Raw genomic sequence first — 21,317 nt, forward strand, 5'->3', positions numbered from 1 at the left:
AGACCCGCATGACCGCCCTACCCGCCCCCCACCTGATTGCCCAGCAAGTCGGTCAGGCGCTGGCCGAAGACATTGGCCAGTGCGACTGGACCGCCCGCCTGATTCCCGCCGACAAAATCGGCTCCGCCCGCGTCATCGCGCGCGAGGACGCGGTGATCTGCGGCCAAGCCTGGTTTGATGAATGCTTCCGCCAGGTAGACCCGCGCTGCGAAGTGGAATGGCGGGTGAAAGAAGGAGACAAGGTCTCCGCCGACAGCGAGTTGTGCCGCATCGCCGGTCCGGCGCGCGCGCTGCTGACCGCCGAACGCAGCGCTTTGAACTTCCTGCAGCTGCTGTCCGGGGTGGCCAGCGAAACCCGCCGCTACGTCGATGCCGCAGCCGGCCACCGCGCGCGCATCCACGACACGCGCAAGACCGTCCCCGGCCTGCGGCTGGCGCAGAAATACGCCGTCACCGTCGGCGGCGGCGCCAACCAGCGCATAGGACTGTTCGACGGCATCCTGATCAAGGAAAACCATATCATGGCGGCCGGCGGCATCGCCGCCGCCATGGAGCAGGCCCTGGCGGACCTGCCCCCCGGCGTGACGCTGCAGATCGAGGTGGAAACGCTGGCACAGCTGGAAGAGGCGCTGCGCCACGGCGCCACGCTGATCCTGCTGGACAATATGAGCACCGAGCAGATGCGCCAAGCGGTGGAGCTGACCGCCGGCCGCGCCCAGCTGGAAGCCTCAGGCGGCATCGACCTGGACACCGTGGGCGCCATCGCCGCCACCGGCGTCGACCGCATCTCGGTAGGCAAGCTGACCAAGGACGTCCGCGCCATTGATCTGTCCATGCGCTTTACCCTGTAAGCAACTACGCAGCGGCGGCTTTAGATGTCATACTGAAGACCTTAGAACAATAGACAACGCATACCCCGCCCTGATATGGAAATGACCAACCGCAAGCACGTGCACCGCTCCGCTCGCCATGCCAAATGGGGCGCGGCATTGCTGCTGTTGGTCACGCTGAGCCTGGTGCTGCTGGACCTGGTCATCAGCTATCGCCAGGTGGAGAACGAGGCCAGCCACCAGGCCAATGGCCTGAGCCAGCTGCTGTCGGAACGGCTAAGCTCAGGCATCCATGAGGCCGGCCTGATCCTGCAAAGCAGCAACCAGATCCCGGAAGTGCAGAAATTGCTGCGCAGCGGCAGCCTGCCGCCGGAGGCTCAACAGGATCTGCAGCAGAAACTGCAGCAACAATTGCGGCTGGCGTCCTACCTGAGCCAGATCGAAATCGTCGATACCGCCTGCCAGACCATCTTCAGCAGCAAGCCGGACAGCGCCGCTCATGCCCGCCACAGCGAATTCTGTCGCTGGCTGCACCGTGGCGAGCCGCAGGAGAGCAAGTACACTGCGGTTGTGCACAGCCCCACCGCCGGCGGCATCGTGCTGGCCAACAAGCTGTACGACGCCAATGGCAACCTGGTCGGCATGGCCACTGGCCTGATCAACCACAACTTTTTCCAAGACGAAGTCAGCCGCCTGACCGTGGGCGAGCACGGCGAGATTCTGGTGCTGGACCAGAGCCAGCTGACCATAGCCCGCTGGCCCAAAGTGCAAGGCAAAGACCCGCAAAGCTACCGGCCGCTGCAGCCGCACGTCATGATGTCGCGCGACGCCAGCCAGATGCTGTTCAGCGCGCCATCCAGTTTCGACGGCTCGATGCGCTTGTACAGCGTGCGCCAGACCGGCAACTACCCGTTCCAGGTGGCGGTGGGCATCTCGCGAGAGGATTTCACCCGCTATGTCTGGGACAAGGCCTGGCTGGCGCTGCCGGGCTGGCTGTTCGTGGCCGCGCTGACGCTGCTGGCGCTGCGCAAGCATCTGTCCAACCTCAACCAGCATCAACAGCTGCTGCGCGGCAACGAGCGCATCCGCGAAAGCGAAGAGCAGGCGCGCCGCATTCTCGACACCGCCCCACTCGCCCTGTTGCTGGTGAATCCGCAAACGCTGCGCATCCAGCACGCCAACGCCCCGGCGCGGGAGCTGCTGCGCTTGCCGCCGCAGCAAGCCGAAGCCGCCGGCCGCGAATTGAACCTGCCGCTGAAACTGCAGCCGGTGGAGCGCTGGCTGCTGGACGGCGAAGACGCGCTGCAGCGCGAGGTCGAACTGGAACTGGAAGACAAGAGCCGCCTGTGGGCGATCGTATCGCTGCAACAGCTGAACCGCGAAGGGTCGCCGTCCTCGCTGGTCGCCATGTACGACATCTCCGGTCGCAAGCAGCTGGAACAACAGCTGCACGAGAGCAATCTGCAATTGGCCGAGATGGCCATCACCGACCCGCTGACCCGGCTATACAACCGTCGCCACGGCGACATGGTGCTGAAGGACGAGATCAGCCGCTGCGAGCGCTACGGCCAGACCATGGCGATTGCGGTATTCGATATCGACCACTTCAAGAAATTCAACGACCAATACGGCCATCAAGCTGGCGACGATGTGCTGGTGGCCGTGGCCAACGCGCTGCGCGATTCCACGCGGAACACCGACATCAACGCCCGCATCGGCGGCGAAGAGTTCATGGTGGTCTTCCCCTACACCCGCCTGCGCGACGCACACAAGGTGATGCTGCGCATGCAGATGGCGCTGACCCACACCACCTTCCCCTTCGTCGAACAACGCATCACATTCAGCGGCGGCATCACCGACTGGCGACCCGGCGACACGCCGGCCACCATGGTGTCGCGCGCCGACAAGCTGCTGTACGAAGCCAAGCTGTCCGGACGCAACATCATCCTGTGCGATCAGGACACGCCCTGAGCGGCGGCCCGCTCACCAGCCCCAGGCCGCCCAAGAAACCTCCGCCAGCGCTTGGCGGGGCCGAATCCGACCAACAAACCGCATGCCCGCTCAAGCCAGCGCGTCGGCCAGCATCCACATCATGGCCGCGGTGGCGCCCCAGATGGTGTAGCGCCGCCACTCCAAGGCCAGATATTGTCCGGCCACGCCATCGCGCACGTAGTCATGCCGGCGATAAGCCGACTTGTCCAACAGATTCCGCAGCGGCACCTCGAACACCTCGGCCACCTCGCCGGGCGCCGGCGACAGCGCCAAGGGCGGCCGCAGCATGCCCACCACCGGCGTCACCATGAAGCCGGTCACCGTCACGTAGTCCGGCAGGCAACCCAGCACCCTCACATCGGACTCCGGCAAACCGGTTTCCTCGCGCGCTTCGCGCAAGGCCGCCGCCTCGGCGGACGCATCGTCCGCCTCCCGCTTGCCGCCGGGGAAACTGACCTGCCCCGGATGGCTGGGCAGGTGATCGGCTCGCCGGGTGAACAGCACCGCAGGCTCGTCCGCGTGCCACACCAGCGGAATCAGCACCGCCGCCGGGCGCAAGCCCTCGCGCACGGGACGACACGGCAAGTCGCCCGTCTTGCCGGTGAAATCATACGCGCGCAGCCGCTGGGCTATCCGCCCCGCGGCCTCTTCTGCCTCCATCGACCACATTTTATTTTCCTTTTTACTGCTCGCGCCTGCCTATCTTGGGCAGCGTGATCTCGCGGGCGTGGGCCAGCATGCGCAGCGCCAGCCCCAGCCAGAACAGCAATTGCAAAGACCAGACCCCCACCCAGCCTAGCTTGTCGAACAACCACAGCCCGCCCGCCACCACGATGGCGACCGTGCCGTAGAAATCCCTATGCAGGATGAAGGGCACGTCATTGACCATCATGTCGCGCACCACCCCGCCGCCGACCGCGGTGATGAAGCCCAGCGCCACCACGCCAAAGGCGTTGAGGTCGAACATCAGGCCCACCTGGGCGCCGGTCAGGCTGAACGCCACCAGGCCCAGCGAATCGGCCACCACGAACAGCCCCTCCAATGCCCGGCTGCGCCGGCGGTGCAGGCCCAGCAGCCAAGCCAAGAGGACCGTCGCGGCGATGACGGCCAGATTGGTGTAATCGAAAAACACCCGCGGCACCCGATTCACCAGCACGTCGCGCATGATGCCGCCGCCTATGGCCGTCACCACCGCCAGAATCAGGATGCCCAGCACGTCGAGCCGCTTGCGGATGCCCACCAGATAGCCCGATACGGCGAAAGCGGCGGTGCCGATCGCCGAGAACCACTCCATTTGAAAAACGCGGCTTGGCAAATCCATGTCTCAATGTACCAAAAAAAATGCCAGACCGGCATGGTCTGGCATGTTTTGCGACGAAGGCCGCTTAACGGCGCATCGAGTCGAAGAAGGCCTGGTTCGACTTGGTGGCCTTGATCTTGTCCTGCAGGAATTCCATCGCCTCCAGATCGTCCATCGGGTACAGCAGCTTGCGCAGCACCCAGATCCGCTGCAGCTGGTCCTGCGGGATCAGCAGCTCTTCGCGGCGGGTGCCGGAGCGGTTGATGTTCAGCGCCGGGAAGATCCGTTTTTCGGCCATCTTGCGGTCCAGATGGATTTCGCAGTTGCCGGTGCCCTTGAATTCCTCGTAGATCACGTCATCCATGCGGCTGCCGGTGTCGATCAGCGCGGTGGCGATGATGGTCAGGCTGCCGCCTTCTTCCACATTGCGCGCGGCGCCGAAGAAGCGCTTCGGCCGTTGCAGCGCGTTGGCGTCGACGCCGCCGGTCAGCACCTTGCCGGAAGCCGGCACCACGGTGTTGTAGGCGCGGGCCAGACGGGTGATGGAGTCCAGCAGGATGACTACATCCTTCTTGTGCTCGACCAGGCGTTTGGCCTTTTCGATCACCATTTCGGCCACCTGCACGTGACGGGTGGCCGGCTCGTCGAAGGTGGACGACACCACTTCGCCGCGCACCGAGCGTTGCATCTCGGTCACTTCTTCCGGACGTTCGTCGATCAGCAGCACGATCAACACCGCGTCCGGATGGTTGGCGGTGATGGCGTGCGCGATATGCTGCAGCATCACCGTTTTACCGGACTTCGGCGGCGCCACCAGCAGCGCGCGCTGGCCGCGGCCGATGGGCGCGATCAGATCGATGATGCGGCCGGTGATGTTCTCTTCGGCGCGGATGTCGCGCTCCAGCTTGAACTGCTCGGTCGGGAACAGCGGCGTCAGGTTCTCGAACAGAATCTTGTGCTTGGAGTTCTCCGGCGCTTCGCCATTGACCTTGTCGACCTTCACCAAAGCGAAGTAGCGCTCGCCGTCCTTCGGGGTGCGGATCTCGCCCTCGATGGAGTCGCCGGTGTGAAGATTGAAGCGGCGGATTTGCGACGGGCTGACGTAGATGTCGTCCGGACCAGCCAGATACGAGGTATCCGGGCTGCGCAGGAAACCGAAGCCATCCGGCAGCACTTCCAGCGTACCCTCGCCGAAGATGCTCTCGCCTTTCTTGGCCTGGTTTTTCAGAAGCGCGAAGATCAGATCCTGCTTGCGCAGACGGTTTGCGCCTTCGATCTCGTTGGAAATCGCCATTTCCACGAGCTCGGAAACATGAAGATGTTTGAGATCAGATAAGTGCATAGCGGTCGTGAGGTCGACTCGGTAGTATTCAGGCGGAACGCCATCGGGGGTGTGGAAGCGTAAACGGAGCGGGCGGCTTTTTATGCCACCCGCCTTGAAGATTGTGCGTGGAGAATAGACGCTTTACAGTTGGCTGTCAATGAAGGCGGTCAGCTGGCTCTTGGACAGCGCGCCAACCTTGGTGGCCACAACCTGGCCATCCTTGAACAGCATCAGGGTCGGGATGCCGCGGATGCCGAACTTCGGCGGAGTCTGCTCGTTCTGGTCGATGTTCAGCTTGGCCACTTTCAGCTTGCCGGCGTAGGCGGTCGCCACTTCGTCCAGAATCGGAGCGATCATCTTGCACGGACCACACCATTCGGCCCAGTAGTCAACCAGCACCGGGGTGTCGGCCTTCAGCACGTCTTGTTCGAAAGAATCGTCGGTTACGTGATGGATCAAATCGCTCATGGCTTCCTCGTCGAAATTAAATAGCTTGCCTAATCCCCGATGGTAGCAAGCGCAGCCGCTCGCGGCAACCGCGCGCTGCGCGGAAGAATCCCTGCCTATCATCAGGTTATATGCCGCATCCCTCGCCTAGATGGCTGCTGCAAATGGCTGCCATTCGGTATAATGTCGCGCTGTTTACATGTGAAGGACACCAAATGGGCTTTCTGCAAGGCAAGAAAATCCTGATCACCGGCATGATCTCCAACCGCTCCATCGCTTACGGCATCGCGCAAGCCTGTCATCGCGAAGGCGCCGAACTGGCTTTCACCTATGTGGTGGACAAGCTGGAGACTCGCGTCCGTGAAATGGCGGCGGACTTCGGCTCCAAGCTGGTCTACCGCTGCGATGTGCAGAACGACGACGAGATCAATCAGCTGTTCGTCGAGCTGGGCAAGGAATGGGATGGCCTGGATGGTCTGGTGCACTCTATCGGTTTTGCCCCGCGCGAAGCGCTGGAAGGAGACTTCCTGGATTCGTTGAGCCGCGAGGCCTTCCAGATCGCGCACGACGTGTCGTCCTACAGCTTCCCGGCGCTGGCCAAGGCCGCCCGCCCGATGATGCAGGGCCGCAAGGCCGCGCTGTTGACCTTGTCCTACCTGGGCGCGGTGCGGGCGATCCCGAACTACAACGTGATGGGCCTGGCCAAGGCCAGCCTGGAAGCCTCGGTCCGCTTCATGGCCGCCAGCTTGGGCAAGGAAGGCATCCGCGTCAACGGCATCTCCGCCGGCCCGATCAAGACCCTGGCCGCCTCCGGCATCTCGGGCTTCTCCAAGCTGCTGAACATGGCGGCCGGCCAAGCCTGTCTGCGCCGAAACGTGACCACCGAGGAAGTGGGCAACGCCGCCGCCTTCCTGCTGTCTGACCTGTCCTCCGGCATCACCGGCGAGATCACCTACGTCGACGCCGGCTACAGCGTCAACGCGCTGAACGTGCCGGAATAGGCGGAGACCGCGCGCTCCGCCGCGTTATTCCTCGCGCAGCGCTTTCAACGCTTCCTGCGAGTGGTAGAACACCTGATCCAGGTCTTCGACCAGACTGGCCGCGTCGACCAGATCATCGGCCTTGCCCAGTTGCTCCAATAATTGGCACAGCTCGGCCAGCCGCCGCGCCCCCACGCTGCCCGCGCCATTCTTCAAGGCGTGGGCGGCGCGGAACAGCTCTTTGCCGTCGCGGCTGTTGGCCGCCTGATGTATGGCGGCCAACAGCCGCGGCCCTTCCCCCAGCCAAGCCGCCACCATGCGCGGCAACAATCCGGCATCGATGTCGCGGATGCCTGCCAGCGCTTGAGGATCGAGCCAGCCCTCTTCCTCCGCCTCGGACGACGCCTCCTCCGCCGGGTTGCGTTCAAACGTGTCCGCTCCATAATCCAGCGGCCCTGCCTGGACGCTGATTTCCTGAAAATTGCGGCGCAGCTCGCCAAGGATTTTCAAGCTTGGCACCGCATTGATATTGGCGTTATTGGCGCCTTCGCACACTCTCTCCATCCGGTACCGCTCCAGCGCGATCAGCAAGGCCATGCCCAGCAAAGCTGGCCAGCGCCATATTCTTGCCAACAGTCAATTTCACGCGAACCTCCCGGCATGGCCACAAACGCGACGTTAACTATTGCAGTTTAGACAATTAACAAAATCACTAAATAAAGAAAAAAGACTAGACTGGAGACATCGAGCCTATTCCCGAGGAGGGAATGCATGCAGCTTACTGGCAACATTCTGGTGGTCGATAACACCATGACCACGCTGATGATGCTGCTGGCTCTGCTATCGACCCAGGGCTTCCAGGTCAGCTCGGCGCAAAGCGGCGCCGAGGCGCTGGATTTGGCGCAAAAGCAGCCGCCGGACCTGATCCTGCTGGACTTCAGCCTGCCGGACATGGACGGAGTCGCCGTTTGCCGCGAGCTTAAGCTCAATGCCCGCACCCGCGACATCCCGGTGCTGTTCCTCAGCTCCATCTCCGACGCGGACATCCGCGTGGAAGGCTTCGCCGCCGGCGCGGTGGACTTCATCGCGAAGCCGTTCGAACGCAGCGAACTGCTGGCCCGCGTCAACACCCACCTGGACCTGTCCCGCCTGAAACAGCGGCTGAGCAAGCTCGTTGAGGAAAAAACCGAATCGCTGCGGCTGAGCGAACAACGTTTCCGCGCGCTGATCGAACAGGCGCCGGAGGCCATCATGGTGTTCGACAAGGATACCGGCCGCTTTGTCGACGCCAACCGCCAAGCCGAGCTGCTGACCGGCCGGCCCTTGCAGACGCTGATAGGCCTGACGCCCGGCGACCTGTACTCCGCGGAGCAGCCCGATGGCCTGCCGGCGATGGAAACCGTGCGCATGCATGCCGCCCGCGCCATGCAAGGCGAGGTGCAGGTATTCGAGCGCGTCATACAACGGCCGAATGGGGAAACGGTGCCGTGCGAGGTCAGACTGAGCAAGCTGCCCAGCGAAACCGGCCATCTGCTGCGCGTCAGCTACATCGACATTTCCTCGCGCATGGCGGCCCAGGAGAAAATCAACCGGCTGGCTTACTTCGACAACTTGACCGGCCTGCACAACCATAGCGGCCTGCTGGAGCAACTGAACGCGCTGTGCGCACTGAGCGATGAGGAAAGGCCGCCGTTCGCGCTGCTGCTGATCGACTTGGGCGACTTCAAATACATCAATGACGTTTACGGCAACCGCATCGGCGACCTGCTGCTCAGCTGCGTGGCCGACCGGCTGCGCCAACTGGCGGGCAACACCGGCCATGCCGGTCGGCTGGGCGGCGTTGAGTTCGTTCTGCTGCAAACCGGCATCGCCACTGCCAAGGCCGCGCAGGCGCTGGCCAGCCAGGTGCTGGACACCATCACCGCGCCGTTCGCCGTGGACGAAATGATGCTGAGCATTGCCGCCAACATCGGCGTCAGCCTTGGCGCGCCGCATGGCTGCAACGGCCAGGAGCTGCTGCGCGACGCCGACATGGCGCTATACCAGGCCAAGCAGCGCGGCACGCGGCATATCGAACTGTATCAGGCGGAAATGGGCCAGCAGATGCGCGAGCGCATCGAGCTGGAGAAGCAGCTGCGCCACGCCATTGAAAAAGGCCAGCTGGCGCTGCATTACCAGCCGCAGATCGAACTGGCCAGCGGCCAGGTGGTGGGCGTGGAGGCGCTGGTGCGCTGGCAGCATCCGAAGAAGGGCATGATTTCGCCAGGTCAGTTCATTCCCATCGCCGAACAATCCGGCCTGATCCTGCCGCTTGGACGCTGGGTGTTGCGCGAAGCCTGCCAGCAGCTCAGGCGCTGGCACGACAAAGGCTGCGGCCTAGACATCAAGATGGCTGTCAACCTCAGCGTGGCGCAATTCACCGACCAGGAACTGCCGGAGTTCGTGGCCGAGGTGCTGAAGGAAACCGGCATCGCGCCGGCCTCGCTGGAGCTGGAAATCACCGAATCCTGCACCATGCTGTCGCCGCAGCAATCGATACGCATGATGCAGCAGTTCCGCGCCATGGGCGTTCACAGCTCGATAGACGATTTCGGCACCGGCCACTCCTCGCTGTCTTATCTCACCCGCTTCCCGGTGGACACGCTGAAGATAGATCAATCGTTCATCCGCAATATCGCCAGCGACGAAAAAGACACCGCCTTGTGCGACACCATCGCCTATCTTGCCCACCGCATGGATTTGCGGGTGGTGGCCGAAGGCGTGGAAACCAAGGAGCAGCTGACCTTCCTAACCAGCATCCAGGTCGATGTGGTGCAGGGCTACCTGCTGTGCAAGCCGGTGCCGGCCGCGGATGCCGAAGCCTTCATCGTGCAGCGGGCAAGCCTGAACCCGCAGGCCGGCGTCGAATATTTCTAACTTTACCTAGGGGCTGCTGACGTTTGCTGAGCGGTCGCGCCGGAGTGCATTTCGCGACGAATCGAGGCGTTTCGCGCGCCGCATTTCATTCTCTGCCAGCGCGGAACAACGAAGAGTCGGCGCGAAAGGCGCCCGGCCCAAATCGGCTCAAACGCGATCCACTCACCAAACGTCAACAGCCCCTAATCCATTGCCAGCCGCCCCCCGGCAATGGCACACTTTCCCCATATTTTCCCCAGGCGAGCGCCATGCCCGATGACCACAAACTGACGGCCATCACCGCCGCCCACGCGGCGGAACTGCTGAACCATCTGCGACACGGCAGCGTGAACGATCCGCAGCAGCTGGGCGCGCTGGCGGACGCCAACGCCAACGAGCTGATCCTGGATCTGCTGCAGGCCGCCCGGCCCGAAGACGGCTTTCTGTCGGAAGAGTCCGCCCCCGATCCCTCCCGCCTGTCGAAACACCGCGTCTGGATCATCGACCCGCTGGACGGCACCCGCGAATACTGCGAACGCGGCCGCGACGACTGGGCGGTGCACGTCGCCTTGACCGAGGGGGGCGTCCCCACTGCCTGCGCCGTGGCTTTGCCGGCATCGCATCTGCTGTACAGCACCGCAGCGCCCCCGAAACTGGCCCCCGCGCCTTCCGGCAAACTGAAAATACTGGTCAGCCGCAGCCGGCCGCCGGAACTGGCGGCGCGGGTCGCCGCCAGGCTGGATGCCGAGCTGGTGCCGATGGGGTCGGCCGGCGCCAAGGCGATGGCGGTGCTGCGCGGCGAGGCCCACGCCTATCTGCACAGCGGCGGCATGAACGAATGGGACACCTGCGCGCCGGTCGGCGTGGCGCTGGCCGCCGGCCTGCACGCCTCGCGCATAGATGGCTCGCCCTGTGTGTTCAACCAGGCGGACATCAGCATGCCGGACCTGCTGATCTGCAGGCCGGAACTGGCGCAAACGCTGCTGGCGGCGATAGCGGCGGAACAATAGCCCGAAGAGCCTGCACGCTCTTGCAGGCATCGGACGCCCATAATGGTTTTGGTCCTCGCGCCGCCTCACGCGCAAAATCCAGGTCGCCACCATGGCGGGAGCGGCCAAGGGCTCTGCCGCCGCAAAACAAGACGATAAAGCGCCCCGGTGGCGGCCACCGGGGCCGCGCAGCTTCTGCGCTTAAGCCCGCGCGGCGCGCAGCTGCTTCGCCGCGGCAACCATATTGCGCAAGGCCGGAATCACCTCGTTCCACTGGCGCGTCTTCAGGCCGCAATCCGGATTCACCCACAAACGTTCAGCCGGTATGCGCTCGGCCGCTTTTTGCATCAGCTGGACGATATGCTCCTCGCTGGGGATGTTCGGCGAGTGGATGTCGTAGACGCCGGGGCCAATCTCATTGGGATAGTTGAAATCGTCGAAGGCGTCGAGCAGCTCCATATCGGAACGCGAGGTTTCGATGGTGATCACGTCGGCGTCCATGTCGGCGATCGAGGCGATGATGTCGTTGAACTCCGAATAGCACATATGGGTGTGGATCTGCGTTTCATCGCCCACGCCATTGGCGGCGATGCGGAACGACTCCACCGCCCATGCCAGATACTCTTGCCATTGCGCCTTGCGCAGCGGCAAGCCTTCGCGCAGGGCCGCCTCGTCGATCTGGATCACCCGCACGCCGGCCTTTTCCAGATCCAAAACCTCTTCGCGGATGGCCAGCGCCAGCTGATAGCACGAAACCGCGCGCGGCTGGTCGTCGCGCACGAAAGACCAGTTCAGGATGGTCACCGGGCCGGTCAGCATGCCCTTCATCGGCTTTTTCGTCAGCGACTGCGCATAGCGGATCCATTGCACGGTCATGGCCTTGGGACGGCTGATGTCGCCGTATAGAATCGGCGGCTTCACGCAACGCGAACCATAGGACTGCACCCAGCCGAACTGGCTGAACGCGTAGCCATCCAACTGCTCGCCAAAGTATTCCACCATATCGTTGCGCTCGGCCTCGCCATGCACCAGCACATCCAGGCCCAGCGCCTCTTGCTCGCGCACGCTGTGTTCGATCTCGGCGCGCATCGCAGCGATGTAGGCCGCCTCGTCGATTTCCCCGGCCTTGAACTGGCTGCGCGCCTGGCGGATGGCCGCGGTCTGCGGGAAAGAGCCTATGGTGGTGGTGGGATAGGCCGGCAGCTGCAATCGCGCGGCCTGCAAGGCGGCGCGTTGCGCGTAGCCGCTGCGGCGACGGCCCAACTGCGCGTCTATCTTGGCGACGGCGGCCTTCACCGCTGGATTGTTGACGCGCGGCGACTGGCGGCGGGCATCGATGGCGGCGCGGTTGGCCGCCAGCGCCTCGGCCACCGCCGCGCGGCCCTGGTTCAACGCCGTGGCCAGCACGCGCAGCTCTTCCAGCTTTTGCTTGGCGAAGGCCAGCCAGGATTGAATCTCGGCATCCAGCTTCTGCTCGCTATGCAAATCCACCGGCACATGCAGCAAGGAGCACGATGGAGCCAGCCACAAGCGATCGCCCAGCGCTTTCGACAGCGGCTCCAGCCAATCCAGCGCCGCGTTCAGATCGGTTTTCCAGATATTGCGGCCATTGATCACGCCGACGGACAGCACGCGGTCGGCCGGCCATTGCGCGGCCAATGCCTCCACTTCATGGCGGGCATGGACGGCATCAAGATGCGCGCCGTGCACCGGCAGCGCGGCGAGCAGCGGCAGATTGTCCTGCAGCTGGCCGAAGTAACTCGCCAATAGCAGCTTAGGCTTGCCGGTGCCCAGCGCCTGATAAGCCGTGGCGAACGCCTGCCGCCAGCCGGCGTCCAGCTCGGTCGCCAGAATCGGCTCGTCTATCTGCACCCATTCCACGCCCTCCGCCGCCAAGGCGTCCAGCAGCTGGACATACGCCGGCAGCAAGCGCGAGAGCAGCACCAGCTTGTCGGAGCCATCCTTGGCCTTGCCCAAGGCCAGATAGGTGACCGGGCCGATGATCACCGGCTTGGCGCGGACGCCCTGCGCCTTGGCCTCGGCCAACTGCGCCAGCAGGCGCGAGGCATCCAGCTGGAAGGTCGTCGCCGCGCTGAATTCAGGAACGATGTAGTGATAGTTGGTATCGAACCATTTGGTCATCTCGCCAGCCGCCACGCCGCCGCAGCAATGGGCATGTTCTTCCGCCGATTGGGCCGAGCGGCCGCGCGCCACGCGGAAGTAATTGTCCAGCGCGTCGCCATGGAAATCGCGCACGCGCTCGGGCAGATTGCCCAGCGTGAAGCTCATGTCGAGCACTTGGTCGTAAAAGGAGAAATCGCCGACCGGCGCCCAATCCAGCGCCGACTGCTCCTGCCAGTGGCGACAGCGCAGCGCGGCGCCGACCGACTGCAACTCGTCGCGAGTGCTTTGGCCTTTCCAATACGATTCGAGGGCGAACTTCAGTTCGCGCTTGGCGCCGATGCGGGGGAATCCCAGGTTATGCGTAAATGCCACGATTTCTCCTTTTCTTAATAACCAAAAGTAGAAACATCGTAGAGCGGCCAATGCATGAAGAAAAATGGTATTGTTTCATAAATCAATGAAAACCATTCATGGAGTAACCGCATGGCCACGCTTGAACGCATCCACCTGGCGATCATCCGCGCAGTAGACCAGCACGGCTCGCTGACCGCGGCGGCGGAACAGCTGCACCTGACCCAGTCCGCCCTGAGCCATACCATGCGCAAACTCGAAGACCAATTGGGCGTGGCGATCTGGCGCCGCGAGGGGCGCAGCCTGCAGCCAACCCAGGCCGGGGAATATCTGCTGGCGGTAGCCAACCGGCTGCTGCCGCAGCTGAACCACGCCGAAGAGCGCATCAGGCAATTCGCCCGCGGCGAAAGCGGCGCCCTGCGCATCGGCATGGAATGCCATCCCTGCTACCAGTGGCTGCTGAAAATCGTCTCGCCCTATCTGGCGGCCTGGCCCATGGTCGATGTGGACGTGAAGCAGAAATTCCAGTTCGGCGGCATCGGCGCGCTGTTCGGCTACGAGATAGACATGCTGGTCACCCCGGACCCGCTCTACAAACCGGGGCTGCGCTTCGAGCCGGTATTCGATTACGAGCAGGTGCTGGTGGTGGGGCCGGGACATCCCTTGCGCCATGCGCCGCACGCGCAAGCGGAGCAGCTGGTGGAGGAAACGCTGATCACCTACCCTGTGAGCATCGACCGGCTGGACGTCTATACCCAGTTCCTGATGCCGGCCGGCATCCAGCCCAAACGGCACAAGCCGATAGAAACCACCGACATCATGCTGCAGATGGTGGCCAGCGGCCGCGGCGTGGCGGCCCTGCCGCGCTGGCTGGTCGACGAGTACGCCGCCAAGCTGGACATCGCCGCGGTCAAACTGGGGGAGCATGGCATCGCCAAGCAGATTTTCCTGGGCATCCGCGAAACGGACGCCGACATCGACTACCTCAGCGCCTTTGTCCAACTGGCGCGCGGGGATCGCAGGTAAACCCCGCGGCGGTTACCGCGATATTGCACCGCCCACACAGCAAAGTTGCCAACCATGAGCCGATACCCGCAAGCCGACATCGACGCCGTCTACCGCGCCATCCGCGAGCGCCGCGACATGCGTCACTTCAAACCGGACCCAGTCGATCCCGACATCATGCAGCGGCTGCTGGCCGCAGCCCATTTCGCGCCCAGCGTAGGCTTCATGCAGCCATGGCGCTTCATACGCATCCGCAGCCTTGAATTGCGCCGCCGGATGCACGCGCTGGTGGAGGAGGAACGGATACAGACCGCCCGCGCGCTGGGCGAGCGCGAGGACGCGTTCATGAAGCTGAAGGTGGAGGGCCTGCTCGATTGCGGCGAAGTGCTGGTGGCCGCGCTGATGGACGGCCGCGAGCGGCATGTCTTTGGCCGCCGCACCCTTCCGGAGATGGACTTGGCCTCGGTGGCCTGCGCCATCCAGAACATGTGGCTGGCGGCGCGGGCCGAGGGCTTGGGGCTGGGCTGGGTGTCGATCTTCGATCCCGCCAAACTGGCCGCTCTGCTTTCCATCCCGCCAGGCGCGCGGCCGGTGGCGATACTGTGCATCGGCCACGTCGAGGCGTTTTACGAGAAACCGATGCTGGAGCAGGAAAGCTGGGCCAGCCGGCAGAATCTGGCCGATCTGGTCTACGATGATCGCTGGCCTGACGCCTGATCAGGACGCCCCAGGCCGGATTTCGCCAAAGCGAGGAGGCAAAGCCCCAAAGCCAGTCAGCGCGAAGCCGCGGGTTTATCGCGGCACCCCCTGCGCCAGCCGTTTCTGCAGGCACGCCGGGCATAGGCAATCGCTGTCGGCAGCCATGGGAGACAAGCCGCGCGGCAGGTCCGCGCACCAGCAGCCGCCTTGCTCCCCGCCCGCGCCGCATGTAAAACCGCTGCCGCAACGCGCGCAGGTCTTGCGCAGCACCGGCAGCGGCAAAGCCAGCAGCCTCCGCCACACCTGTTCCTTTTGTTCCTCGCGATAACCGGACCAAGCGGCGATCTCGTCCAACGTACGATGACAGCCTGCGCAAACCTGCCCGCTCTCGTCCACGCGGCAGACGCCTATGCAGGGGGATGGCACCGCCTTTCCTGACTGCTCCAAAACCACACCTCGAATTCCAGCAATGACTGTCGGGATGGTAACGCGGCGGCGCGGATCAGGCCAGCTCCCGCCAGCGCTGGCTCAGCCCCGCCGCGTGGAACAGCCCATAGCCCAGGCAAATCAGCGAGCTCCAGACGGCGAAGGCATTGAGGGCTTCAGGACGCCATAGCCAAATGGGAAGCAAAGCCAAGCCGCGCAATAGATAAATGGCGGTGATGATAAGCAAAACCGGCTTGAGCAAAGGCAGCCGCCGCAAGCAGCCCGCAGCGGAGAACGCATACAGCGCCCAGATAGCCAGCATGGCGGCAATGGCCATCGTCACTAGCGACGGCCACCACTCTCCGCGCTCCGCGGCCCAAGCGTAGCGGGCCGGCGCGCCAAAAAAGCGATACCATGCCGGCCCGCCAAAGATGATCGCCACATGCAGCAAACTGGCCAGCAGGCTCAAACCGCCGCCGATCAGCAAATTTCGATTCATTCCCCGCCTCCTGACCTTATTGATAGAATGAATATAACATTGTCATTTCTGGCGTGTATGAAAAACGGCGCGAAAATCGCGCCGTTTTTTATCCTCAAACCTGCTTACTTGGCCGCCGAGGCATCCTTGGCTGCCGCGCCGCCGCCGACGGTCTCCATCACTTTCCACTGGCCGTTCTCGACCTTGTACACGGTGATGCCGCCGTCTTTCAGATCGCCCTTCTCGTCATAGGTCCAGTTGCTGGAGGTCACGCCCTGGTGGGTGATCTTGGCCAGCACCGGCAGGTAGACTTTGGGGTCGGCCGAATTAGCCTGCTCCATCGCTTGGATCAGCGTGCGCGCCGCGTCGTAGCCGTACGGCGAGTAAGTCGCCACATCGGCCTTGAAGCGCGCCTTGTAACGGGCCTCGTAATCCTTGCCGCCCGGCATTTGCTCCAGCGGCAAGCCGGCCAGCGAGGCGATGGTGCCGTCGGCTTCCTTGCCAGCCAGCTGCAGGAAGGTCGGGGTCTTGGTCATTTCGCCTGAGATCAACGGCGACTTCAGGCCCAGACGCTTCATCTGCTTGACCATGGGCGCGGACTGCGCGTCGGCGCCGCCGTAGAACACCACGTCCGGGTTCGCGCCTTTGATGGAGGTCAGGATGGCGGTGAAGTCGGTGGCCTTGTCATTGGTGAACTCGCGCTTCACCACGTCACCGCCGGCGGCGCGCGCAGCCTTCTCGAACTCGTCGGCCAGGCCTTGGCCGTAGGCCGTGCGGTCGTCGACGATGACGATTTTCTTGGCGTGCAGCTTTTCCACCGCGAACTTGCCCATCACGCCGCCCTGCTGGGTGTCGGACGTCATGGAACGGAAGGTGTTCTTGAAGCCTTGCGAGGTAAACACCGGCGACGTGGCCATCGCGATCATCGGGATGCCGGCGTCGGAATAGATCTTGGAGGCCGGGATGGACGTGCCCGAGTTGAAGTGGCCCACGATGCCCGCCACCTTGCCATCGACGAACTTCTGCGCCAGCTGGGTGGCGGTCTTCGGATCGGCCTGGTCGTCCTGCGCGTCGAGCTCGAACGTCACCGGCTTGCCGCCGATGGTCGGCTTCTCGGCGTTGGCGTCTTCGATAGCCAGGGTCACGCCGTTTTTGTATTCCTCGCCATAGTGCGATTGCGGGCCGGTGAGCGGCGCGGCGAAACCGATCTTGATCACATTGCTGGCGCTGGCGGCGGGCGCGGAGGCGGCGCCAGCAGGCGCGGCTTCTTCCTTCTTGCCGCAGGCGGACAGCGCAACGGCGGCGGCAACCGCCAACGTCAGGGTGGACAGCTTGGATGCTTGCATCTCTCTCGTTCCTCTTCTCTTGCTTCTACTGCTTGCGTCGATATAACCGGCCAAAGCCGGATCCATACTTGCTCTTTATAAAGTAAAAACTCTGGCCGCATTATTCCAACGCGGCCAGGGCCTGGCAAGTTCTTATTCAGTCATGCTCATCAGGCTGGCGTTGCCGCCGGCAGCGGTGGTGTTGACGCTCAAGGCGCGCTCGACCACTAGCCGATGGATATTGTAGCCGCGCTCGCCGCGCAAGATCAGCGGCACCAAGGCGCCGTCGCGCGAGGCCAGCTTGCGGCGAGCCTCTTCGACGCCGCTGCCGGCAAACAGCACGGCGGACACATCGGCGGCCAGCACATCGGCAGCCACTTCAGCATAGCCGTTCAGGGCGCGCGCGAGCTTGCGTCCTGCTTCGTTGTCCGCCAGCACGGCGCGGTTGCCTGCGGCAAACGCGGCGGCCAGTTGTTCGGCCAAGGCCTGGACGTCATCCGCCACGCAGCCAACCCAGCCGCGGCCGGCAAAGGACAGGATATTGTTCTCGCCGGTCGGACCGGGCAAGGCCACGCTATGCGACAACGGGCTGTCCTTGCGCGCGGCGGCGATCACGCCATCCAGCGCGAGGCCCTGCGCCTTGGCGACGGAGGCCAACGCGTCCAGCGCGCGCAGATCCGCAGCCTCTGCCTGAGCATTCAGCTTGGGCTGCCAGTCGGCGCGCGTCAGGCGATACAGATAGTAAGGACCGCCGGCCTTGGGGCCGGTGCCGGACTTGCCTTCTCCGCCAAATGGCTGCACCCCGACCACCGCGCCGACGATGTTGCGGTTGACGTAGATGTTGCCCACCTTGATCTTGCCGCATATGTCGGCGATGGTTTCGTCGATGCGGCTGTGTATGCCGTGGGTCAGGCCATAGCCGGTGGCGTTGATCTCAGCCACCACCTTGTCCAGGTCGCTAGCGGCGAAACGCAGCACATGCAGCACCGGGCCGAACACCTCGCGCTTCAGCTCGGCCAGGTTGTCGATCTCGAACAGCGTCGGCGCCACATAGGTTCCGCGCTCGCAGTCCGCCGTCAGCTTGGTCTGATGCACAGCGCGCGCGGACTGTTTCATGCGCTCGATGTGAGCCAGCAAGCCAGCCTGCGCTTCGGCGTCGATCACCGGACCGACATCGGTGGTCAGCTTGGCCGGATTGCCGACGGTCAGCTCGTCCATCGCGCCCTTGATCATCTTGATGACTTTGTCGGCGATGTCGTTTTGCAGATACAGCACGCGCAGCGCCGAGCAGCGCTGGCCGGCGGAATCGAAGGCCGAGCTCAGCACATCGGTCACCACCTGTTCCGGCAGCGCCGAGCTGTCGACGATCATCGCGTTCATGCCGCCGGTTTCCGCCACCAGCACGGTGTCGTCGCTGCGCTTGGCCAGCGTGCGGTTGATGATCTGCGCCACCTCCGTGGAACCTGTGAAGATCACACCTTGAATACGCGCGTCGCCGGTCAGCGCCGCGCCCACCATTTCGCCGCGTCCCGGCAGGAACTGCAGCGCCGCGCGCGGCACGCCGGCCTCGTGCAGCAATCGCACGGCGTAGGCGGCGATCAGGCTCGTTTGCTCGGCCGGCTTGGCCAGCACGGTGTTGCCGGCGGCCAAAGACGCGACGACTTCGCCGATGAAAATGGCAAGCGGGAAGTTCCACGGGCTGATGCACACCACCGGACCCAGCGGCGGGTGCGTGGCTTTGTCAAACTCGGACACGATCTGCGCCGCGTAATAGCGGCAGAAGTCCACCGCCTCGCGCACTTCGGCGATGGCGTTGTTCAAGGTCTTGCCGGCCTCGCGCACAGCCAGCGCCATCAGCGCCGGCATATTCGCTTCCATCAAGTCCGCCATGCGGTTCAGGCAGGCGGCGCGCTCGGCTACCGGCGTAGCCGCCCAGTTGGCGGCGAAATCGGCCGACTGCTGCAGCGCGCGCTCGACATCGTCTGCGCTGGCTTCCAGCACTTTGCCCACCACGTCGCCGTGGTCGGCGGGGTTGCGCACGGCCAGCAGCTCGCCGTCGGTGACATCGCCGTCGCCCAGCATGGGGAAGGCGGCCCAGCGTTGCTGCTCGGCGGCCTGCAGCCCCAGTTGCAAGGTGTTCAGCACATGCTCGCTGGACAGGTCCAACCCCTTGGAATTGCGGCGGCCATGGCCGTAGAGGTCCAACGGCAGCGGAATCTTGCTGTGCGGCTGGCCGGCGAAAGCGGCAGCCTCGGCCACCGGGTCGGTCACCAGCTCATCAATGGAGACGCTCTCGTCGACGATGCGGTTGACGAAAGACGAGTTGGCGCCGTTTTCCAGCAGACGGCGCACCAGGTAGGCCAGCAGGGTTTCATGCGAACCCACCGGCGCGTAGATGCGGCAGGCCTTGCCCAGCTTGTCTTTGCCGACGACTTGGTCATACAAAGTCTCGCCCATGCCGTGCAGGCACTGGAACTCGTAATCCTTGCCGGCCGCCAGGTTGTAAATCGCCGACAGGCTGTAGGCGTTGTGGGTGGCGAACTGCGGGTAGATGGCGTCTTGCGCAGCCAGCAGCTTCTTGGCGCAGGCGAGGTAGGACACATCGGTATACACCTTGCGGGTATAGACCGGATAGCCCGGCAGACCATCGACTTGGGCGCGCTTCACCTCGGCGTCCCAATAGGCGCCCTTCACCAGCCGCACCATGAAGCGGTGGCCGCTGCGGCGCGCCAGGTCGATCAGGAAATCGATGACGAAGGGACAGCGCTTCTGGTAAGCCTGCACCACGATGCCTATGCCCTCGAAGCCCTTCAAATCCGGATCGTCGGCCAGCGCCTCCACCAAGTCCATGGAGATTTCCAGACGGTCGGCTTCCTCGGCGTCGATATTGAGGCCGATGTTGTACTGCTTGGCCAGCAGGAACAGCGCCTTCAAGCGCGGGAGCAGCTCCGTCATCATCCGCTCATGCTTGAGGCGGCTGTAGCGCGGGTGGATGGCGGACAGCTTCACCGAGATGCCCGGGCCATCGTAAATGCCGCGTCCGTTCGACTCCTTGCCTATGGCGTGGATGGCGGTGACGTAGTCTTTCAGGTAACGCTGCGCGTCGGCCTCGGTCATCGCCGCCTCGCCCAGCATGTCATAGCTGAAACGATAGCCGCGCGCTTCGCGCTCGCGCCCGTTGGCCAATGCTTCTTCAATGGTCTCGCCGGTGACGAACTGCTTGCCCAGCATGCGCATCGCCATGTCGACGCCCTTGCGGATCAGCGGCTCGCCGCCCTTGGCGATCAGGCGGGTCATCGCGGCCGACAGGCCGGAGGCGCTGTGCGAGGCGACCAGCTTGCCGGTGACCAGCAGGCCCCAAGCGGCGGCGTTGACGAACAAGGAGGCGCTATTGCCCAAGTGAGCCTTCCAGTCGCCGCGGGAAATCTTGTCGCGGATCAGCTTGTCTGCCGTCTCGCGGTCGGGGATGCGCAGCAGCGCCTCCGCCAGGCACATCAAGGCGATGCCTTCGCTGCTGTCCAGCGAGAACTCGTGCATCAGCGCGTCCACGCCGCTGGCACGGGTGCGCTCGCGGCGCACCTCCGTCACCAGGCGGCGCGCCAACTGCTGCACCGAAGCGACCTGCTCCGGACTCATCGCCGCCTGCGCAAGCAAGGCTTGCACGCACTCGCGCTCGTCGCGCCGATATGCGGCGGTGATCGCATCGCGCAGGACAGATTGCTGATGAGCAAAAGATTCAAACTGCATGGGCTTCTCCGATATTGTTTTTGCTGTCCCGGGCCAGGGGCTGTTAACGAGTGCTGAGCGGTTCCTCGAAAGACCTCTCCGCCAGGCGCTCCCCAGGCTCCAGGCAATCGGACTATTGTATACAACTGCATTAAAAGTTGTTGGACAATATAAAATATTCTTTAGCTTGCAAGCACTCACTCTAGCAAGATAGACACAGCAAAAAACCTATGCAATCCACGCCTTCCGGATTCATTGCCATTGCTAGTCAAGCGGGATCAAATCCTTCCGCGATCAGGACAATAACATGTGAAATCTTCTGCTTGTCACTGGCTCCCGCTTTGACAGCAGCGAGCGCGCGCTTTCGATATGGAGCACCCCGTTGCGCATCAGCAAACACCTTGGTTTGTTCGAGTCAAACGGTTG

At 63.6% G+C, this 21,317-nt stretch carries 17 protein-coding genes; 7 read left to right on the top strand and 10 right to left on the bottom strand.

Going from position 1 to position 21,317, the window contains the following annotated elements; all coding sequences use genetic code 11:
- Positions 1–8 precede the first annotated feature (8 nt).
- Positions 9–851 carry a carboxylating nicotinate-nucleotide diphosphorylase gene (gene nadC, locus BI343_RS14015; RefSeq protein ID WP_071110154.1) on the top strand — a complete coding sequence of 281 codons (843 nt, stop codon included), beginning with the start codon at positions 9–11 and terminating at the stop codon, positions 849–851.
- An 81-nt stretch (positions 852–932) separates the two neighbouring features.
- Positions 933–2,801: a sensor domain-containing diguanylate cyclase gene (locus BI343_RS14020; protein ID WP_043625543.1), complete on the top strand. Its 1,869-nt coding sequence runs from the start codon at positions 933–935 to the stop codon at positions 2,799–2,801.
- Positions 2,802–2,891: 90 nt separating this feature from the next.
- Here BI343_RS14020 and BI343_RS14025 read toward each other — a convergent pair whose 3' ends face one another.
- The 4 genes from BI343_RS14025 to trxA all read right to left on the bottom strand — a co-directional run bounded on the left by BI343_RS14025 (position 2,892) and on the right by trxA (position 5,914).
- On the bottom strand, positions 2,892–3,491 hold the full coding sequence (locus BI343_RS14025) for a CoA pyrophosphatase (protein WP_043625546.1): 600 nt from the start codon (positions 3,489–3,491) through the stop codon (positions 2,892–2,894).
- Positions 3,492–3,504: 13 nt separating this feature from the next.
- Positions 3,505–4,116, bottom strand: a complete 612-nt coding sequence (locus BI343_RS14030; RefSeq protein ID WP_043625549.1) for a trimeric intracellular cation channel family protein — start codon at positions 4,114–4,116, stop codon at positions 3,505–3,507.
- 91 nt (positions 4,117–4,207) lie between these two features.
- Positions 4,208–5,464: a transcription termination factor Rho gene (gene rho / locus BI343_RS14035; protein ID WP_043625551.1), complete on the bottom strand. Its 1,257-nt coding sequence runs from the start codon at positions 5,462–5,464 to the stop codon at positions 4,208–4,210.
- Positions 5,465–5,587: 123 nt separating this feature from the next.
- A complete protein-coding gene (gene trxA / locus BI343_RS14040; RefSeq protein ID WP_043625554.1) occupies positions 5,588–5,914 on the bottom strand; it encodes a thioredoxin TrxA in 327 nt (108 codons plus the stop codon).
- Positions 5,915–6,108: 194 nt separating this feature from the next.
- On the opposite strand from trxA, the gene fabI reads away from it, so the two are divergent.
- Positions 6,109–6,894, top strand: a complete 786-nt coding sequence (gene fabI, locus BI343_RS14045; protein ID WP_043625557.1) for an enoyl-ACP reductase FabI — start codon at positions 6,109–6,111, stop codon at positions 6,892–6,894.
- A 24-nt stretch (positions 6,895–6,918) separates the two neighbouring features.
- Here fabI and BI343_RS14050 read toward each other — a convergent pair whose 3' ends face one another.
- On the bottom strand, positions 6,919–7,506 hold the full coding sequence (locus BI343_RS14050; RefSeq protein ID WP_139165743.1) for an Hpt domain-containing protein: 588 nt from the start codon (positions 7,504–7,506) through the stop codon (positions 6,919–6,921).
- Positions 7,507–7,644: 138 nt separating this feature from the next.
- Here BI343_RS14050 and BI343_RS14055 point away from each other — a divergent pair, with 138 nt between their 5' ends.
- Both BI343_RS14055 and BI343_RS14060 read left to right on the top strand, forming a co-directional pair.
- On the top strand, positions 7,645–9,789 hold the full coding sequence (locus BI343_RS14055) for an EAL domain-containing response regulator (protein WP_071110156.1): 2,145 nt from the start codon (positions 7,645–7,647) through the stop codon (positions 9,787–9,789).
- Between the two features lie 248 nt (positions 9,790–10,037).
- Positions 10,038–10,778: a 3'(2'),5'-bisphosphate nucleotidase CysQ gene (locus BI343_RS14060; RefSeq protein ID WP_071110157.1), complete on the top strand. Its 741-nt coding sequence runs from the start codon at positions 10,038–10,040 to the stop codon at positions 10,776–10,778.
- 180 nt (positions 10,779–10,958) lie between these two features.
- Here the strand turns inward: BI343_RS14060 and metE are convergent, their stop codons facing one another.
- Positions 10,959–13,253, bottom strand: coding sequence for a 5-methyltetrahydropteroyltriglutamate--homocysteine S-methyltransferase (gene metE, locus BI343_RS14065; RefSeq protein WP_071110158.1), 2,295 nt, complete (start codon positions 13,251–13,253; stop codon positions 10,959–10,961).
- Between the two features lie 111 nt (positions 13,254–13,364).
- Between metE and BI343_RS14070 the strand changes: the two genes are divergently transcribed.
- Both BI343_RS14070 and bluB read left to right on the top strand, forming a co-directional pair.
- Entirely contained in the window at positions 13,365–14,258 is an 894-nt protein-coding gene (locus BI343_RS14070; protein WP_043629020.1) for a LysR family transcriptional regulator, read from the top strand.
- A 54-nt stretch (positions 14,259–14,312) separates the two neighbouring features.
- A complete protein-coding gene (bluB, locus tag BI343_RS14075) occupies positions 14,313–14,954 on the top strand; it encodes a 5,6-dimethylbenzimidazole synthase (protein ID WP_071110159.1) in 642 nt (213 codons plus the stop codon).
- A gap of 75 nt (positions 14,955–15,029) precedes the next feature.
- Here bluB and BI343_RS14080 read toward each other — a convergent pair whose 3' ends face one another.
- From BI343_RS14080 to putA, 4 genes are all read right to left on the bottom strand, one after another.
- A complete protein-coding gene (locus BI343_RS14080; protein ID WP_244886663.1) occupies positions 15,030–15,362 on the bottom strand; it encodes a cysteine-rich CWC family protein in 333 nt (110 codons plus the stop codon).
- 76 nt (positions 15,363–15,438) lie between these two features.
- A complete protein-coding gene (locus BI343_RS14085; RefSeq protein ID WP_043629017.1) occupies positions 15,439–15,861 on the bottom strand; it encodes a hypothetical protein in 423 nt (140 codons plus the stop codon).
- Between the two features lie 104 nt (positions 15,862–15,965).
- Positions 15,966–17,186 (bottom strand): branched-chain amino acid ABC transporter substrate-binding protein, encoded by a 1,221-nt coding sequence (locus BI343_RS14090; protein WP_071110160.1) that lies wholly within the window; start codon positions 17,184–17,186, stop codon positions 15,966–15,968.
- Positions 17,187–17,318: 132 nt separating this feature from the next.
- A complete protein-coding gene (gene putA, locus BI343_RS14095; RefSeq protein ID WP_071110161.1) occupies positions 17,319–20,912 on the bottom strand; it encodes a trifunctional transcriptional regulator/proline dehydrogenase/L-glutamate gamma-semialdehyde dehydrogenase in 3,594 nt (1,197 codons plus the stop codon).
- Between the last annotated feature and the right edge of the window lie 405 nt (positions 20,913–21,317).

It is taken from the genome of Chromobacterium amazonense (assembly GCF_001855565.1).
Taxonomy (GTDB): domain Bacteria; phylum Pseudomonadota; class Gammaproteobacteria; order Burkholderiales; family Chromobacteriaceae; genus Chromobacterium; species Chromobacterium amazonense.

What these genes read in the sequence shown, in the direction of transcription:
- nadC (WP_071110154.1), top strand. Translation starts at nt 9, where the DNA reads ATGACCGCCCTACCCGCCCCCCACCTGATTGCCCAGCAAGTCGGTCAG.
- BI343_RS14020 (WP_043625543.1), top strand. Translation starts at nt 933, where the DNA reads ATGACCAACCGCAAGCACGTGCACCGCTCCGCTCGCCATGCCAAATGG.
- BI343_RS14025 (WP_043625546.1), bottom strand. Translation starts at nt 3,491, where the DNA reads ATGTGGTCGATGGAGGCAGAAGAGGCCGCGGGGCGGATAGCCCAGCGG.
- BI343_RS14030 (WP_043625549.1), bottom strand. Translation starts at nt 4,116, where the DNA reads ATGGAGTGGTTCTCGGCGATCGGCACCGCCGCTTTCGCCGTATCGGGC.
- rho (WP_043625551.1), bottom strand. Translation starts at nt 5,464, where the DNA reads ATGCACTTATCTGATCTCAAACATCTTCATGTTTCCGAGCTCGTGGAA.
- trxA (WP_043625554.1), bottom strand. Translation starts at nt 5,914, where the DNA reads ATGAGCGATTTGATCCATCACGTAACCGACGATTCTTTCGAACAAGAC.
- fabI (WP_043625557.1), top strand. Translation starts at nt 6,109, where the DNA reads ATGGGCTTTCTGCAAGGCAAGAAAATCCTGATCACCGGCATGATCTCC.
- BI343_RS14055 (WP_071110156.1), top strand. Translation starts at nt 7,645, where the DNA reads ATGCAGCTTACTGGCAACATTCTGGTGGTCGATAACACCATGACCACG.
- BI343_RS14060 (WP_071110157.1), top strand. Translation starts at nt 10,038, where the DNA reads ATGCCCGATGACCACAAACTGACGGCCATCACCGCCGCCCACGCGGCG.
- BI343_RS14070 (WP_043629020.1), top strand. Translation starts at nt 13,365, where the DNA reads ATGGCCACGCTTGAACGCATCCACCTGGCGATCATCCGCGCAGTAGAC.
- bluB (WP_071110159.1), top strand. Translation starts at nt 14,313, where the DNA reads ATGAGCCGATACCCGCAAGCCGACATCGACGCCGTCTACCGCGCCATC.
- BI343_RS14085 (WP_043629017.1), bottom strand. Translation starts at nt 15,861, where the DNA reads ATGAATCGAAATTTGCTGATCGGCGGCGGTTTGAGCCTGCTGGCCAGT.
- BI343_RS14090 (WP_071110160.1), bottom strand. Translation starts at nt 17,186, where the DNA reads ATGCAAGCATCCAAGCTGTCCACCCTGACGTTGGCGGTTGCCGCCGCC.
- putA (WP_071110161.1), bottom strand. Translation starts at nt 20,912, where the DNA reads ATGCAGTTTGAATCTTTTGCTCATCAGCAATCTGTCCTGCGCGATGCG.